Source organism: Streptomyces sp. NPDC001270 (assembly GCF_042896695.1).
In the GTDB taxonomy this organism is placed as follows: domain Bacteria; phylum Actinomycetota; class Actinomycetes; order Streptomycetales; family Streptomycetaceae; genus Streptomyces.
The window spans coordinates 753,760-768,884 of record NZ_JBIAXM010000001.1; the positions used below are offsets into that span (position 1 = coordinate 753,760).

11 protein-coding genes are annotated in these 15,125 nt (G+C 68.0%); 5 read left to right on the forward strand and 6 right to left on the reverse strand.

The genetic code is table 11. The features are described from left to right. Positions 1-53: 53 nt before the first annotated feature. The 4 genes from ACFY2B_RS03380 to ACFY2B_RS03395 all read left to right on the forward strand — a co-directional run bounded on the left by ACFY2B_RS03380 (position 54) and on the right by ACFY2B_RS03395 (position 5,148). Positions 54-1,847 (forward strand): ABC transporter substrate-binding protein, encoded by a 1,794-nt coding sequence (locus ACFY2B_RS03380; RefSeq protein WP_390761410.1) that lies wholly within the window; start codon positions 54-56, stop codon positions 1,845-1,847. A gap of 103 nt (positions 1,848-1,950) precedes the next feature. Continuing rightward, positions 1,951-2,928, forward strand: coding sequence for an ABC transporter permease (locus tag ACFY2B_RS03385; RefSeq protein ID WP_390761411.1), 978 nt, complete (start codon positions 1,951-1,953; stop codon positions 2,926-2,928). Between the two features lie 15 nt (positions 2,929-2,943). Beyond that, positions 2,944-4,005, forward strand: a complete 1,062-nt coding sequence (locus ACFY2B_RS03390) for an ABC transporter ATP-binding protein (protein ID WP_390761412.1) — start codon at positions 2,944-2,946, stop codon at positions 4,003-4,005. A 12-nt stretch (positions 4,006-4,017) separates the two neighbouring features. Next, positions 4,018-5,148: an ABC transporter ATP-binding protein gene (locus ACFY2B_RS03395; RefSeq protein ID WP_390761413.1), complete on the forward strand. Its 1,131-nt coding sequence runs from the start codon at positions 4,018-4,020 to the stop codon at positions 5,146-5,148. A gap of 668 nt (positions 5,149-5,816) precedes the next feature. Here the strand turns inward: ACFY2B_RS03395 and ACFY2B_RS03400 are convergent. From ACFY2B_RS03400 to ACFY2B_RS03425, 6 genes are all read right to left on the reverse strand, one after another. Further along, complete coding sequence (locus ACFY2B_RS03400) at positions 5,817-6,590, reverse strand: class I SAM-dependent methyltransferase (protein WP_390761414.1); 774 nt, start codon at positions 6,588-6,590, stop codon at positions 5,817-5,819. A 298-nt stretch (positions 6,591-6,888) separates the two neighbouring features. Further along, positions 6,889-7,938, reverse strand: coding sequence for an ABC transporter ATP-binding protein (locus ACFY2B_RS03405; RefSeq protein ID WP_390761415.1), 1,050 nt, complete (start codon positions 7,936-7,938; stop codon positions 6,889-6,891). A gap of 26 nt (positions 7,939-7,964) precedes the next feature. Continuing rightward, positions 7,965-9,002, reverse strand: coding sequence for an ABC transporter ATP-binding protein (locus ACFY2B_RS03410; RefSeq protein WP_376529725.1), 1,038 nt, complete (start codon positions 9,000-9,002; stop codon positions 7,965-7,967). Positions 9,003-9,073: 71 nt separating this feature from the next. After that, complete coding sequence (locus ACFY2B_RS03415) at positions 9,074-10,054, reverse strand: ABC transporter permease (protein ID WP_390761416.1); 981 nt, start codon at positions 10,052-10,054, stop codon at positions 9,074-9,076. Between the two features lie 98 nt (positions 10,055-10,152). Beyond that, the gene (locus tag ACFY2B_RS03420; RefSeq protein WP_390761417.1) at positions 10,153-11,913 is read right to left on the reverse strand and encodes an ABC transporter substrate-binding protein; all 1,761 of its coding nucleotides are present in this window, start codon (positions 11,911-11,913) and stop codon (positions 10,153-10,155) included. Positions 11,914-11,995: 82 nt separating this feature from the next. After that, positions 11,996-13,024: an ABC transporter permease gene (locus tag ACFY2B_RS03425; RefSeq protein WP_390761418.1), complete on the reverse strand. Its 1,029-nt coding sequence runs from the start codon at positions 13,022-13,024 to the stop codon at positions 11,996-11,998. A 474-nt stretch (positions 13,025-13,498) separates the two neighbouring features. On the opposite strand from ACFY2B_RS03425, the gene ACFY2B_RS03430 reads away from it, so the two are divergent. After that, entirely contained in the window at positions 13,499-15,121 is a 1,623-nt protein-coding gene (locus ACFY2B_RS03430; protein ID WP_390761419.1) for an ABC transporter substrate-binding protein, read from the forward strand. The last annotated feature ends 4 nt before the right edge of the window (positions 15,122-15,125 follow it).

Consider the following 15,125-nt stretch of genomic DNA (forward strand, 5'->3'; position numbering starts at 1 on the left):
CAGCGCCTGGCAGTACTCATGGATCACAATCGACAGGTAGGTGGATTAGCCACATGATGTCTCACAGCTCACGCACGGCACGCGCCGTCGTGGTCGCCCTGGCGGCGGGCTCCCTCGTTCTCACGGCCTGCTCCAAGAACGAGGGCGGCAAGTCCGGCACGGACTCGAAGAAGGACCAGAAGGAGGCGTCGGTCCAGTCGAAGGCGGTCACCTACGCCGACTCGGCCGCCTCGACCGGTCCCGCCGAGGAGGTGCCCGGCGCCAAGAGCGGCGGCACGATCACCGTCTACCAGGAGGCGGGCCTCTCCCACCTGGACCCGGGCCAGATCTACGTCAGCGACGCCGGCCAGGTCGCCAACCTGCTGTTCCGTCGGCTGACCCAGTTCCAGGAGGACGACAAGGGCAACGTCTCGGTCGTCGGCGACCTCGCCACCGACTCCGGCAAGTCCTCGGACGGCGGCAAGACCTGGACCTTCACCCTCAAGGACGGCGTCAAGGACGAGAAGGGCAACCCGATCACCTCGGCCGACGTCCGGCACACCGTCGAGCGCACCTACGCGAAGTTCATCTTCGACGGCCCGACCTACCTCCAGACCTGGCTGAGCGGCGCGGACTACCGCAAGGCGCTGCCCGACGGCGGCTTCGGCTCCAAGCACCTGCCCGCCTCGGTCCTGGACACCCCGGACGACAAGACGGTCGTCTTCCACTTCGACACCGCGCGCCCCGACCTGCCGCAGACGCTGGCCATGGCCGGTTACGGGATCGTGCCGGAGAAGACCGACACCAAGGAGAAGTACGACAAGGCCCCTGTCTCCACGGGCCCGTACAAGATTGCCGAGAACAAGATCGGCAAGTCCATGACGCTGGTGAAGAACACCAACTGGGACCCGAAGACGGACTCCGTGCGCCACCAGTACGTGAACGGCTTCAATATCCAGTTCGGCGTGACCGAGTCGACCCAGACCAAGCGTCTGATCGCCGACCAGGGCGACAACAAGAACGCCATCCAGCTCACCAACGGCGTCGAGGCCACCCAGATCCAGGACGTCATCGGCGACCCGGAGGTCAGCAAGCGCACGGTCAAGGGCTACCAGCCCTTCGTCATGCAGCTCAGCTTCAACCTGGACCGGGTCAAGGACAAGAAGGTCCGCGAGGCCGTCACCTACGCCGTCAACTCCAAGTCCCTCATCGCGGGCGAGGGCGGTGCCTACGGCGGTGACGTGGCCCCGAACTACTTCGCCCCGACGCTGCCGGGCTACGAGCCGGCCTACGACCCCTACGGCCGGCTGAAGACCCCGCAGGGCAACATCGCCAAGGCCGAGGAGATCCTGAAGGACGTCCCGGCCTCGGCGAAGACCCTCGTCTTCGCCTACGCCAACAGCGAGGCCGGCCAGAAGCGCAAGGTGGCGATAGAGGACGCCCTGACCAAGGTCGGGCTGAAGATCGTCTCCAAGGAGGTCGACTCCGCCAGCTACTACGAGCAGATCGGCAAGCTCGACAACCCGTACGACATCTACATCTCCGGCTGGGGCCAGGACTGGCCGTCCCCCGGCACGGTCGTCACGCCGATCTTCGACGGCACCCAGGTCACCGACGGCAGCCCGAACTACTCGCACGTCAAGGACCCGAAGGTCGACGCCCTCATCAAGAAGGCGCTGACCCAGGAGCCCACCGAGGCGGCGGCGACCTGGAAGGAAGCCGAGCACTACCTGCTGGAGAACGTCATCCCGGCGGCGCCGCTGTGGTACACGAAGCAGTTCCAGCTGTCCGGCTCCAACGTCGGCGGTGCGCGGTACGGCTCGGTGTCGAGCCTCCTCGACATCAACCGCGTGTACCTGAAGTCGTAACGCTCCCCGGTCGGTCGCGGGGGCCCGCACCAGGCGGAGCGGGCCCCCGCACCGGGGTGAAACACCTCTTCCCACTGTCACCGCAGAGAGCAGTCAGCCCGCCATGCTTCAGTTCATCCTCCGGCGCGCGGTCGGTGCCGTCGTCACGCTGTTCCTCATCGGAGCGGCCACGTTCTTCCTGTTCGTCGCCGCGCCCTCCGACTACGCCTCGCTGGCCTGCGGCAAGGACTGCTCGCCCCAGCGACTGGCGGACATCCGGGACGCACTGGGCCTCAACCTGCCGTTGGCCCAGCAGTTCTGGGACTTCATGTCCGGCATCGTGACGGGCCGCGACTACCCCACCGGCCACTGTTCGGCGCCCTGCCTGGGCGTGTCGTTCTACTCGGGCGACATGGTCTGGAGCACGATCACGGACCGCTTCCCGCTGACCCTGACGCTGACCGTCGGCGGAGCGATCGTCTTCCTCGTCGTCGGTGTCGGCGCGGGCATGCTCGCCGCCTACCGGCGGGCCACTCTGGTGGACAAGATCGCCACGGGCGCCTCCATGGTGCTCAGCTCCTTCCAGATCTACTTCCTCGGCCCGATCGTCCTGACCGTCCTCGTCTACAGCACCGGCTGGATGGAAGACCCCAAGTACGTACCGATCACGCAGGATCCGGTCGGCTGGTTCGTCGGCATGTCCATCCCGGTGTGCGTGATGGCGACCATCTTCACCGCGCAGTACACCCGTATGGCCCGCTCGTCGATGATCGAGCAGCTCGCCGAGGACCACGTCCGCACCGCCCGGGCCAAGGGCATGTCGAACAAGTACGTCTTCTTCCGCTACGCCTGGCGCGGCTCGATGATCCCGATCGTGACCGTCCTCGGCATCGATGTCAGCTCCATGCTCGGCGGCGCCGTGGTCACCGAACTGACCTTCTCGCTCCAGGGCATCGGCCAGCTCGCCGTGGAGGGCGCGACGACCAAGGACCTGCCGTTGACGATGGGCGTCATGCTGTTCGGTGCCTTCTTCATCCTGATGATCAACATCTTCACCGACATCGCCTACGCCTTCATCGACCCGCGCGTCCGGCTCTCCTAGGAAGAACCCACCACCGTGAGCACACTGACCAAGACCGAGGGCGCACCGGTCCCGGCATCGGAGGAGACCTTCCTCTCGGTCCGCGATCTACAGGTGACGTTCTCCACCGAGGACGGTCCCGTGAAGGCGGTCGACGGCCTCTCCTTCGACGTCCAGCGCGGTCGGACCCTGGGCATCGTCGGTGAGTCCGGCTCGGGCAAGTCGGTCACCAACCTGACCGTCCTCGGCCTGCACAACCCGCTGAGCACCACCATCGACGGCGAGATCCTGCTGGACGGCAAGGAGCTGATCACCGCTTCGCAGAAGGAGCTGGAGAAGCTCCGCGGCAACCGGATGGCGATGATCTTCCAGGATCCGCTGACCGCGCTGTCGCCGTTCTACACCGTGGGCCGGCAGATCGCCGAGCCGTTCATGAAGCACACCGGCGCGTCGAAGAAGGCCGCGTGGGAGCGTGCGGTCGAGATGCTGGCCAAGGTCGGCATCCCCAACCCCAAGGAGCGGGCGAAGGACTACCCGCACCAGTTCTCCGGCGGTATGCGCCAGCGCGCGATGATCGCGATGGCGCTGGTCTGCGACCCCGACCTGCTCATCGCCGACGAGCCGACCACCGCGCTCGACGTGACGGTCCAGGCGCAGATCCTCGACCTGCTCAAGGACCTCCAGCAGGAGTTCGGCTCCGCGATCGTCTTCATCACCCACGACCTCGGTGTCATCGCCGACATGGCCGACGACATCATGGTGATGTACGCGGGCCGGGCAGTGGAGCGCGGCACCGTCGACGACGTGCTCCGCGCGCCGCAGCACCCGTACACCTGGGGCCTGCTGAACTCGATGCCGCGCCTCGACTCGGACATCGACACGCCGCTCACGCCGATCCCCGGCTCGCCGCCGTCGCTGCTGAACCCGCCGTCCGGCTGCCGCTTCCACCCCCGGTGCACCTTCCAGGACCGGGTCGGCGGCACCCGCTGCGTCGACGAGAACCCGCCGCTCGGACCGGACCGCGCCGCCGCGTGCCATCTGACGGCGGAGCAGAAGCGGACCATCTTCATCGAAGAGATCAAGCCCCGTCTGGGCTAGGAGGACATCGTCATGACAGAGGACCTCGTCCTTCCCGCCCCTCGCGAGGGCGCCGCGGCCCCGGCGGGGGAGCCGCTGCTGACCGTGGCGGGACTGAAGAAGTACTTCCCGGTCAAGGGTGGTTTCCCGATCCGCCGTACGGTCGGGCACGTCCAGGCCGTCGACGGCCTCGACTTCCAGGTCGCCGAGGGCGAGAGCCTGGGCCTGGTCGGCGAGTCCGGCTGCGGCAAGTCGACCACCGGCCGCCTCATCACCCGGCTCCTGGAACCGACCGCCGGCACGATCTCCTACCGCGGCCAGGACATCTCCCACGCCGGCCGCAGGCAGCTGGCCCCGGTCCGCTCCGAGATCCAGATGATCTTCCAGGACCCGTACTCCTCGCTCAATCCGAGGCAGACGGTCGGCACGATCATCTCCGGTCCGATGGAGATCAACGGGATCAACCCGCCCGGCGGCCGGGAGAAGCGGGTCCGGGAACTCCTGGAGATCGTCGGTCTCAACCCGGAGCACTTCAACCGGTTCCCGCACGAGTTCTCCGGCGGCCAGCGCCAGCGCATCGGTGTCGCCCGCGCGCTCGCCCTGGAACCGAAGCTGATCGTCGCGGACGAACCGGTCTCCGCCCTGGACGTCTCCATCCAGGCCCAGGTCGTCAACCTGCTGCGGCAGGTGCAGCAGGAACTCGGCATCGCCTTCCTGTTCATCGCCCACGACCTGGCGGTGGTACGGCACTTCTCGCAGCGTGTGGCCGTGATGTACCTCGGCAAGATCATCGAGGTCGGCGACCGCGACGACATCTACTCCCGCCCCCGCCACCCCTACACCCACGCCCTCCTCTCGGCCGTCCCCGAGGTGAACCTCACGGAGACGGAGACCGCCGGGCGCGAGCGGATCCGGCTGGCCGGCGACGTACCGTCCCCGATCAACCCGCCCTCCGGCTGCCGCTTCCGCACCCGCTGCTGGAAGGCGACGGAGAAGTGCGCCACCGAGGAGCCACCGCTGCTCCAGCTCTCCGGCAACCGGGCCGGCCACCTGACGGCCTGCCACTTCCCGGAGGACCCGACGACCGAGGCCAGGGAGGAGGACATCGTCCTGGACCCGGCACTGGCGGCCCTGGAGGACCAGGACGACCCGAACCCCGCGTAGCGCACCGACGCACGGACGGGAACCGGTGCAGTTCCCCGAGCCCTTGAAGGGGCGCGGGGAACTGCGCGACCGGCCCCGACGTTCGTGCACGGGAAGTCCGCCTGGTTGGGGCGAGTGCAGCGGAGCGCAGCCGTTCGCTTTGAAGGGGCGCGGGGAACTGCGCGACCGGCCCCGACGTTCCTGCACGGGAAGTCCGCCTGGTTGGGGCGAGTGCAGCGGAGCGCAACCGTTCGCCTTGAAGGGGCGCGGGGAACTGCGCGACTGGCCCCGATGCTCCTGCACGGGAAGTCCGCCTGGTTGGGGCGAGTGCAGCGGAGCGCAGCCGTTCGCCTTGAAGGGGCGCGGGGAACTGCGCGACCGGCCCCGATGCTCCTGCACCGGAAAACCGACCTGTTGCGGCGAGTGCAGCGGAGCGCAACCGTTCGCTTTGAAGGGGCGCGGGGAACTGCGCGACCGGCCCCGACGTTCCTGCACGGGAAGTCCGCCCGGTTGGGGCGAGTGCAGCGGAGCGCAACCGTTCGATCCGGCCCGACTGAAACGCCCCTTTGAAGGGGCGCGGGGAACTGCGCGACCGGCCCCGACGCTCCCGCACGGGAAAACCGACCTGTTACGGCGCGCGCAGCGGAGCGCACCGGTCCCAACGCCGCCGCAGGCAAAAAGCCAACCCGTTACCGCGCACCCAGCGGAGCGGCAACCGTGATGATCTCCGGGCCACCGGGCCCCACCGGCCCCCGCCCCCAGTCCCCGTACTGCTCCACCACTCCCAGCCCCGCCTCCGCGAGGAACCCGCCCAGCCGTTCGTTGTCCAGGAACCGCAACGTGCCCCGGCTGACCCGGGTCCGGGCCGGAGCCCGGTCCCGGCCTCCGCTCCCACCTTCGAAGGTCTCCGTGTAGGCCACCCGGTCCCCACCGGGACCGCCCCGCACCTCGCGCACCTCGCGCCACACCCGTACGGCCGTACCATCGGGCCCGGTGACCTCCCGCACCCGGTCGGGGCCCCAGGTCTCCCACGCACGCGCAGCGGGATCACGTGTCTCGAAGACGAACCGCCCGCCCTCGGCGAGCGCCGCCCGGACGGCCCGCAGACCGGCCCGCAACTCCTCGTCCCCGACGAGCGTCTGGAAGGTGTACCCGGTCATCACGACCAGCTCGAACTCGCCGTCCCACAGCCGGGTCCGCAGATCGCCGAGCACCCATTCCCCGTCGGGGGCGGCCCGTCGCGCCTGCACCAGCATCGCCGCAGCGGGGTCGAGCCCCAGCAGTCGGCCCCCATGACCCCGCGCGCGGGCCCGGCGCAGCAATCGCCCGGTCCCGCAGCCGACGTCGAGCACGGAGCCCGCGGCCATCACCAGGTCCAGGTAGAAGTCGTCCCCGGGCCCCCACGGGTGGAGTCCGTCGTGCAGCGCGGCGAGCGAGAGATCGGCGAACGAATGATCGACCACCGGCGCAGTGTGCCACACCTGACTGAGCCGCACCCAGGGGGTCCGTACACATTTTGTTCATTGCTGAACCACGACCTGCACCGAACCACTCCCCGTACCGACCCATGACCTGCACGAAGCCGTCACCCGTGGCGTCCTGTACCGAGCCATGACCCGAACCATCCGCCGCCCCCAACGGCAAAGGCCCGCGCCGGGGGAGGCGCGGGCCTTCGTCCCCTGGAAGCGGACGCTCATGGGCTCGGGTCAATGGGCCGGTGAATGTCCGTTCCGCGGGAGGCGGCTGACGAAAAGGGGTGTGTCAGGCCGCTTCCCGGGGGTTCTTGGCGTGGCGCGGACCCGGAACCGTCTCCTGCGCCTCGGGGTAGTGGCACGCGGTCAGGTGACCGGGCCGGTTGCCCTCGACCTGGACCAGCGGCGGGGCTTCGGTGGCGCACTTCTCCGTCGCCTTCCAGCAGCGGGTGCGGAAGCGGCAGCCGGAGGGCGGGTTGATCGGGGACGGTACGTCGCCGACGAGCCGGATGCGCTCGCGGGCCGGCCCCTCGTCGTCCACCGTGGCCTCGGGGACGGCGGAGAGCAGGGCCCGGGTGTAGGGGTGGCGCGGGTTGTCGTACAGGTCGGCGCGGTCGGCGATCTCCACGATCTTGCCGAGGTACATGACCGCCACGCGCTGCGAGAAGTGCCGCACGATCGCCAGGTCGTGGGCGATGAACAGGAAGGCGATGCCGAGTTCCTGCTGCACCTGCTGGAGCAGGTTGACGACCTGGGCCTGGATGGAGACGTCCAGGGCGGAGACCGGTTCGTCGGCGACGATCAGCTTCGGTTCCAGGGCGAGGGCGCGGGCGACGCCGATGCGCTGGCGCTGGCCGCCGGAGAACTCGTGCGGGAACCGGTTGAAGTGCTCGGGGTTGAGGCCGACGATCTCCAGGAGTTCCCGGACGCGCTTCTCCTGGCCGCCGGGCGGGTTGATCCCGTTGATCTCCATCGGACCGGAGATGATCTTTCCGACGGTCTGGCGCGGGTTCAGGGACGCGTACGGGTCCTGGAAGATCATCTGGATCTCGGAGCGGACCGGGGCCAGCTGCCTGCGGCTGGCGTGGGTGATGTCCTGGCCGCGGTAGGAGATGGTGCCGGCGGTCGGTTCCAGGAGCCGGGTGATGAGGCGGCCGGTGGTCGACTTGCCGCAGCCGGACTCGCCGACCAGGCCCAGGCTCTCGCCCTCGGCGACCTGGAAGTCGAGGCCGTCGACGGCCTGGACGTGGCCGACCGTACGGCGGATCGGGAAACCACCCTTGACCGGGAAGTGCTTGGTCAGCCCGGTGACGTTCAGGAGGGGGCTGGTGTTGCTCATGATCGTGAAGTCCCGTCTCGTGTCCGTCAGTGGTGCCGGGATGCGGCGAGGTCGGCGAAGAGGTCGGCGCGCTGCTCCAACGTGAGGTGGCAGGCCGAGCCCCGGCCGTCGACCAGTTCGAGCTGCGGCCGCTCGCTGGAGCACCGTCCGCCGGCGACCTTGTCCGCGAAGGCGCAGCGCGGGTGGAACCGGCAGCCGGTGGGCGGGTTCAGCAGCGAGGGCGGCGAACCGGGGATCGGCGTGAGCGGAACGTCGACCGCGCCGTCGAGGCTCGGCATGGAGTTCAGCAGACCGAGGGTGTACGGGTGTTGCGGGGCGCCCAGCACTTCGCGCTTCGAGCCCCGCTCCACACACCGGCCGCCGTACATCACCAGGACGTCGTCCGCGATGTCGGCGATGACACCGAGGTCGTGGGTGATGAAGATGATCGCGGTGCCGAACTCCTGCTGGAGGTCCTTCAGCAGGTCCATGATCTGTGCCTGCACGGTCACGTCCAGGGCCGTCGTCGGCTCGTCGGCGATCAGCAGCTCGGGGTCGCAGACCAGCGCCATCGCGATCATCGCGCGCTGGCGCATACCGCCGGAGAACTGGTGCGGGTAGTCGTCGACCCGCACGTCCGGCTGCGGGATCCCGACCCGGCGCAGCATCTCGACGGCGCGCGCCCGGGCCTCCTTCTTGGAGGCGCCGGTGTGCTTGCTGTACACCTCGCCGATCTGGGTGCCGACGGTGTGGAACGGCGACAGCGAGGCAAGGGCGTCCTGGAAGATCATGGACATCTTGTTGCCGCGCAGCCGCTCCAGCTCGCGCTCACGGGCGGTCAGCAGTTCCTTGCCGTCGAGCAGGATCTCGCCGCTGATCGTGGTGTGTTCGCGGTTGTGCAGGCCGAGGATGGTCAGGTTCGTGACCGACTTGCCGGAACCCGATTCGCCGACGATGCCGAGAGTCCGGCCCTTGGCGAGGTCGAAGCTGAGCCCGTCGACGGCCTTGACGATGCCGTCCTCGGTGGAGAAGTGGACCTTCAGGTCCTTGACGGAGAGGAACGGCTGCTGATCGGTGCTCGTCACGGGGGACGCTCCTGGGGGGTGATGCGGGGGTCGCCGGGTAGGCGGTGAGAGGGACGGGACCGGGGCGGAGGTCAGGCGAGCCGGATCCGCGGGTCGATGAAGGCGTAGACGGCGTCGACGATGATGTTGAAGAACACGATCGCCCCGGCCGCCAGCACGGTGACGCCGAGCAGCATGGGCAGGTCGCTCTTGTCCACGGAGTCCACCGCGAGCCGGCCGACGCCCTGGAGGCTGAAGGTGTTCTCGGTGATGATCGCGCCGCCGATGAGGGTGGCCATGTCGATGCCGAAGATGGTGACGATCGGACCCATCGCGCCGCGCCAGGCGAACCGGAAGAAGACGCTGCGCCGGGACAGGCCCTTGGCGCGGGCCGTGCGGACGTAGTCCTCGGTGAGCGTCTCGACCAGCTGGGACCGGGTCATACGGGTGTAGTTGGCGGTCCAGATCAGCGCCAGCACCAGCCAGGGGAGCAGCAGACCCCAGGCCCAGGAGGCCGGGTTCTGGGTGAGCGGGGTGTACGACGGGTTGTCCAGCCAGCCGAGCTTCGCGACCAAGAGGTACATCGCGAGGTAGCCGACGAAGTAGATCTGCAGCGAGGAGGCGACCAGCGACGCCGAGCTGGCCGCCTTGTCCTGCCACTTGCCCTGCTTCACGGCGGCCAGCATGCCCGCGCCGATGCCGAGGATGAGGAAGACGACGGCGGAGCCGAAGGCGAGCGAGAGGGTCAGCGGCAGCCGGTCCATGATCGTGCCGAGCACGGGCTCGCGGTTGGCGAACGAGTAGCCGAGGCAGGGCGCGTCGCAGTGCCCGAAGCCCGTGTATTCACGCCCGACGAAGATGCCCTTGAGCCAGTCCCAGTACTGCACCGGGATCGGGTGGTCGATGCCCAGGTTGTGCCGGATCTGCGCGAGCATGTCGGGCGTGCAGTTCTTGCCGCAGGACATCTGGGCGGGGTCACGTGGAACGGCGTAGAAAAGCCAGAACGTGACGGCGCTGATGATCAACAGGATGACCAGCGCGCCGAATACGCGGCGGACGAGGAAGCGGAACATGGGGCGTGACTTTCCGGACGGGGCGCCGTCGCCGGGGCTAGGGGGGTGGGCCGCAGGGGGCGGCCGGACAGCCGGCCGCCCCCGTGGAGGGTGCTCGCTTACTTCGCCACGTAGAGCTTGCAGAGCGCGACGCAGGTGCTGCCGGCGTCGTAGATGACGTTGCCGATCTTCGATCCGTGCATCCAGTTGCGGATGGCGTGGTAGTCGGGAACCGTCGCCGCCAGCTCCATGATCTGCCGGTCGACGGCGCCCCAGGCCTTGTTGGCGGCCGTGGCGTCGCTGATCTTGGCCGCCGCGTCGATCGCCTTGTTCACGCTCGGGTCGTTGAGCTGGGCGTAGTTGCTGCGGCCGTCGCCGACGTTCTTGCCGCTCCAGCAGGGGAAGAAGACCGAGTAGCCGTTCGGCCAGTCCGGGCTCCAGCCGGCCGCCATCAGGTCGAAGCCGTTGTCGATCTTGCCGATCTGGGTGTAGAAGGTCGACTTGTCGATCTGCTGGTTGACGACCTGGAAGCCGGCCGCCTCCAGCGCGTTCTTGATCGCGACGGCCTGCTTCACCGAGTTGTCGGACTGCTGGTAGGCGATGACCAGCTTCTGGCCGACCTTGCCGGCCTCCTTCAGCAGGGCCTTGGCCTTGGCCGGGTCGCCGGCGGGCTTCGTGTCGGCCTCGTAGAGGTCGAAGTTCGAGTAGCCGGGAGTGACCGGGCTGAAGATCGTGCTGGCGATCTCGGACGTGGCCCGGCCGCCGCGGATGGTCTGCAACTGCTGGTGCGGCCAGGCGTAGTTGATGGCCTGGCGGACCTTGACGTCGGTGATCCGGGTCGTGTTGATCGGCCAGTAGTAGGTGACCGGGTCGACCTGGGTGAGGACGCGCTTCTTCAGGGTCGCGTTGGTGAGGACCTGCGCGGTGCGCTCGGGCGCGACCTCGTTGAAGATCGAGATCGCGTACTGGTCATTGCCCTTGTCGGCGATGTACCGGTCGGTGGAGGCGATGTTCTGGAACCCGAACTGGAAGAGGAACTTGTCCGGGTAGGCGTTGCGGATCGGGTCGGTCTTCGGGTCCCAGTGCTCGTTGCGCACGTAGGTCATCGACTTGCCGACGCTGCGGCTCTGGATCCGGTACGGGCCGCAGGAGAACGGCTGCTTGTCGTACTTCTCCTGGGTGTCCTGCTTCTTCGGCACCAGGGAGTAGCCGCGCATGGCCAGCGTGTAGTTGAAGTCGGCGCGGGCCTCGTTGAGGTGGAAGGTGATGGTCTTGCCGGAGACCTCGATCGAGCTGAGGGTCTTGCCGCTGTAGGGGCCCTTGTACTTGTCGCCGCCGACCAGCCACTGCTGCACGTAGCGGGGACCCTCGGTGATGAAGCTGGCGAACAACCGCTCGAAGGTGTGGCGGACGTCGTCCATGGAGAGGTCGGAACCGTCCTCCCACTTGATGCCGTCCTTGATGGTGAACGACCAGGTCTTGCCGCCGTTCTTCATCGTGCCGGGGTCGGTCGCGGCGTCGCCGACGAGCGTGCAGCCGCCCTTCTCGTCGATCTTGTAGCCGGTGAGACCGCGCATGATCGGGACGGTGATGGCGCCCTCGGTCGAGACGTAGATCTGGGCCGGGTCCAGGTGGTCCATGTCGAACTGGTCGAGCCCGTAGACCGTCCCGCCCTTGACCGCGCCCGTGACCTCCGGCGCCGGGCCGACGGAGTCGGCCTTGGTGCCGACCGGGATGTTCTGGGTCTTGGCCTTGGCGACCGACGGGACGTCGTTCGACGAGCCGCTTCCGGAATCGCTGCTGCCACAGGCGCTCAGCACGGTGGTGGACGCCGTGACCACACCGGTGGCGATCAGGAAGTTTCTGCGGGAAAAGGACATGCTGAGCCTGCCTATACGGATCAGATCTGGATGGACGGCAGCCGGACGTCGTTGGGCCGGGCCGGGGGCGTGGGGGGTGGCGCTACCGCCTGGACTTCGGGTCGAGCGCGTCGCGAATCGAGTCACCGAACAGGTTGAAGGCGACGACGAAGATCACCATGGACAGGCCCGGGAAGAGCATGTACGTGAAGTCCTCGTTGTAGAACTGGGCACCACGCTGGATCATCACGCCCCAGTCCGGGGTGGGGTCGATGATGCCGACGCCGAGGAACGCGAGACCTGCTTCCGTGGTCACGAGGGTCGGGACCAGCAGCGTCGCCTGGATGATGATCGGCGTCCACAGGTTGGGCAGCAGTTCCTTGAACACGATGCGCATCGGCGACGCGCCCGTGATCTTGGCCGCTTCCACGAACTCCCGCTCGCGCATGGCGAGGACCTGTCCGCGCAGCAGACGGGCGATGGTGGCCCAGCCGAAGGCGGAGAGGACCACGATCAGCGCGACCACGCGCAGCCAGGTCGGGATGTTCTCGTCGGGGGCGACGAAGAGGCCGTAGACGACCGGCATGAACGCGATGAAGAACAGGGTCGACGGGAACGACAGGAGGATGTCGATGATCCGTCCGACGAAGTAGTCCGTCTTGCCGCCCAGATAGCCCGCGGTGATGCCGACGACGACGCCGACCACCATGGTGAGCAGGGCGGTGGCGATGGCGATGCCCAGCGAGGTGCGGATGCCGTAGAGCAGGAAGGTGAAGACGTCCCGGCCGAGCTGGGGCTCGATGCCGAACCAGAACGACGAGCTCATGCCACCGTTGGGCCCTGCGGGGTAGGAGAAGGCGTTGAGCAGGTTCGGATCCTGGCTGGCGTAGGTCGTGTACGGGTTCTTCCCGTACAGCTTCGCGATGAGCGGTGCCGCTACCGCGATCACAAAGAAGAAGATCACGACACATGCCGATATAACGCCCGCGCGGTCGCGCTTGAAGCGTCTCCAGGCCAGCTGTCCCGGAGATCGGCTCTCGTTGCCCTGAGAGGTGGAGGGCGAGGCCGACCGTTCGGCGGTCTCGTCGGTCACCTCTAGCGGGACAGCCGAAGATGGAGTTGGGGGGGTCATGGTGCTCCTGGCCCAGGGGAGGTTCTGATGACTCCGCAGGGCACGCTCCCCTACGGGCTACGCCGGACTTTTTCAACGCAATTCGCGCAAGGTCAATAAAATCCCGTGCGCCTTGGTCTTCTCTTTACCTTCTTTGCGTGGGCTTGGCTTTTCCTTAGCTACGCGGGTAGCACCCCGTAATCAATCCGTGCTTCACATCGGACCAACGGGGCGAAACGGGCAACGAGTTCGATATGCGGACGCCTCTGTGTCGAAATCCGTACACCGGCGGGACGCAATCCAACGGTTCGGCATCGGAGTGTGAAGATCCATTGCGCCCTCCGTTCGCGGTCTCCGCGACGCGCTCCCGGTGTCTCGCGCATCCGGATGACCCCGCCCCCCGAAAGTCCCTCTCCTGTGCGGAATGCCAGCAATACATGTGATTTGGTCTGGTATTGACCGGTAAGTGAGTGGCGCTCACGGAGGAGGCACGCCATGCGCTCAGCCACGCGGGCGAAATGGGCCACCGGCGCGATGGCGGTGGCGCTCGCCGCGGCGGCCTGCGGCGGCGGTGCCGACGGCGCGTCCCCGCCCGGCGTGCTCGGCGCCTCCTGGGGCGACCCGCAGAACCCGCTGGAGCCCGCGAACACCAACGAGGTCCAGGGCGGCAAGGTCCTCGACATGATCTTCCGCGGCCTGAAGAAGTACGACTCGACGACCGGCCGGGCCACCGACATGCTGGCGCGGCGGATCGACACCTCGGACTCGCGGAACTTCAGGATCACGCTCAGGGACGGCTGGACCTTCTCCAACGGCGAGAAGGTGACCGCGAAGTCCTTCGTCGACGCCTGGAACTACGGCGCGAGCCTGCGCAACAACCAGCGGAACGCCTACTTCTTCCGTTACATCGAGGGCTACGACAAGGTCCACCCGGCCAGTGGCGCCCAGCACGCCGACACCCTCTCCGGGCTCACGGCCGTCGACGACCGCACCTTCACGGTCCGGCTGAACCAGACGTTCTCCAGCTTCCCGGACACCCTCGGCTACGCGGCCTACGCCCCACTGCCACGAGCGTTCTTCACCGACCACGCGGCCTGGCTGAAAAAGCCCGTCGGCAACGGCCCGTACACCATCGACTCTTACACCCGCGGCTTCCAGATGTCCCTGCGGAAGTGGGACCGCTACCCCGGCGCGGACAAGGCCCGCAACGCCGGCGTGGACCTCAAGGTCTACACCGACAGCAACACCGCCTACACGGATCTGCTGGCCGGCAACCTCGACCTGGTCGACGACATCCCGGCCGCCCAGCTCAGGAACGTCCGCAGCGACCTCGGCGACCGCTACATCAACAGCCCGGCCGGCATCATCCAGACCCTCGCCTTCCCCTACTACGACAAGGACTGGAACAAGCCAGGCGCCGAGAAGGTCCGCACCGGACTGTCCATGGCGATCGACCGCAGGCAGATCACCGACACGATCTTCCGCGGCACCCGTACCCCGGCCACCGACTGGACCTCACCGGTCCTCGGCACCGCCGGCGGCTTCCAGGCCGGGCTGTGCGGCAGGGCCTGCGACCACGACCCCGCCGAGGCCAGGAGACTGGTCGAGGAGGGCGGCGGGATCCCCGGCGGACAGGTCAGGATCACCTACAACGCGGACACCGGTTCGCACCGGGACTGGGTGGACGCCGTGTGCAACTCCATCAACAACGCGCTCGGCGACGACCGGGCCTGCGTCGGCAACCCGGTGGGCACCTTCGCCGACTTCCGCAACCAGATCGCCCGGCGCCGGATGACCGGCCCGTTCCGGGCCGGCTGGCAGATGGACTACCCGCTCATCCAGAACTTCCTCCAGCCGCTCTACTACACCGACGCCTCCTCCAACGACGGCAAGTGGTCCGACGCGGACTTCGACCGGCTCGTCGACCGGGCCAACGCCGAGACCGACCGGGGCGCGGCCATCGCCGGCTTCCAGCAGGCCGAGAGGGTCGTCCGGGACCACATGGCGGCCATCCCGCTCTGGTACCAGAACGGCAGCGCGGGCTACTCACGCCGGCTGTCCGACGTGACGCTCAATCCGTTCAGCGTCCCGGTCTACGACCAGATCAGGGTCGGCTGAGCCG

Coding starts and splice junctions, on each gene's coding strand:
- ACFY2B_RS03385 (WP_390761411.1), top strand. CDS start 1,951: ATGCTTCAGTTCATCCTCCGGCGCGCGGTCGGTGCCGTCGTCACGCTG.
- ACFY2B_RS03405 (WP_390761415.1), bottom strand. CDS start 7,938: ATGAGCAACACCAGCCCCCTCCTGAACGTCACCGGGCTGACCAAGCAC.
- ACFY2B_RS03425 (WP_390761418.1), bottom strand. CDS start 13,024: ATGACCCCCCCAACTCCATCTTCGGCTGTCCCGCTAGAGGTGACCGAC.
- ACFY2B_RS03380 (WP_390761410.1), top strand. CDS start 54: ATGATGTCTCACAGCTCACGCACGGCACGCGCCGTCGTGGTCGCCCTG.
- ACFY2B_RS03395 (WP_390761413.1), top strand. CDS start 4,018: ATGACAGAGGACCTCGTCCTTCCCGCCCCTCGCGAGGGCGCCGCGGCC.
- ACFY2B_RS03415 (WP_390761416.1), bottom strand. CDS start 10,054: ATGTTCCGCTTCCTCGTCCGCCGCGTATTCGGCGCGCTGGTCATCCTG.
- ACFY2B_RS03430 (WP_390761419.1), top strand. CDS start 13,499: ATGCGCTCAGCCACGCGGGCGAAATGGGCCACCGGCGCGATGGCGGTG.
- ACFY2B_RS03420 (WP_390761417.1), bottom strand. CDS start 11,913: ATGTCCTTTTCCCGCAGAAACTTCCTGATCGCCACCGGTGTGGTCACG.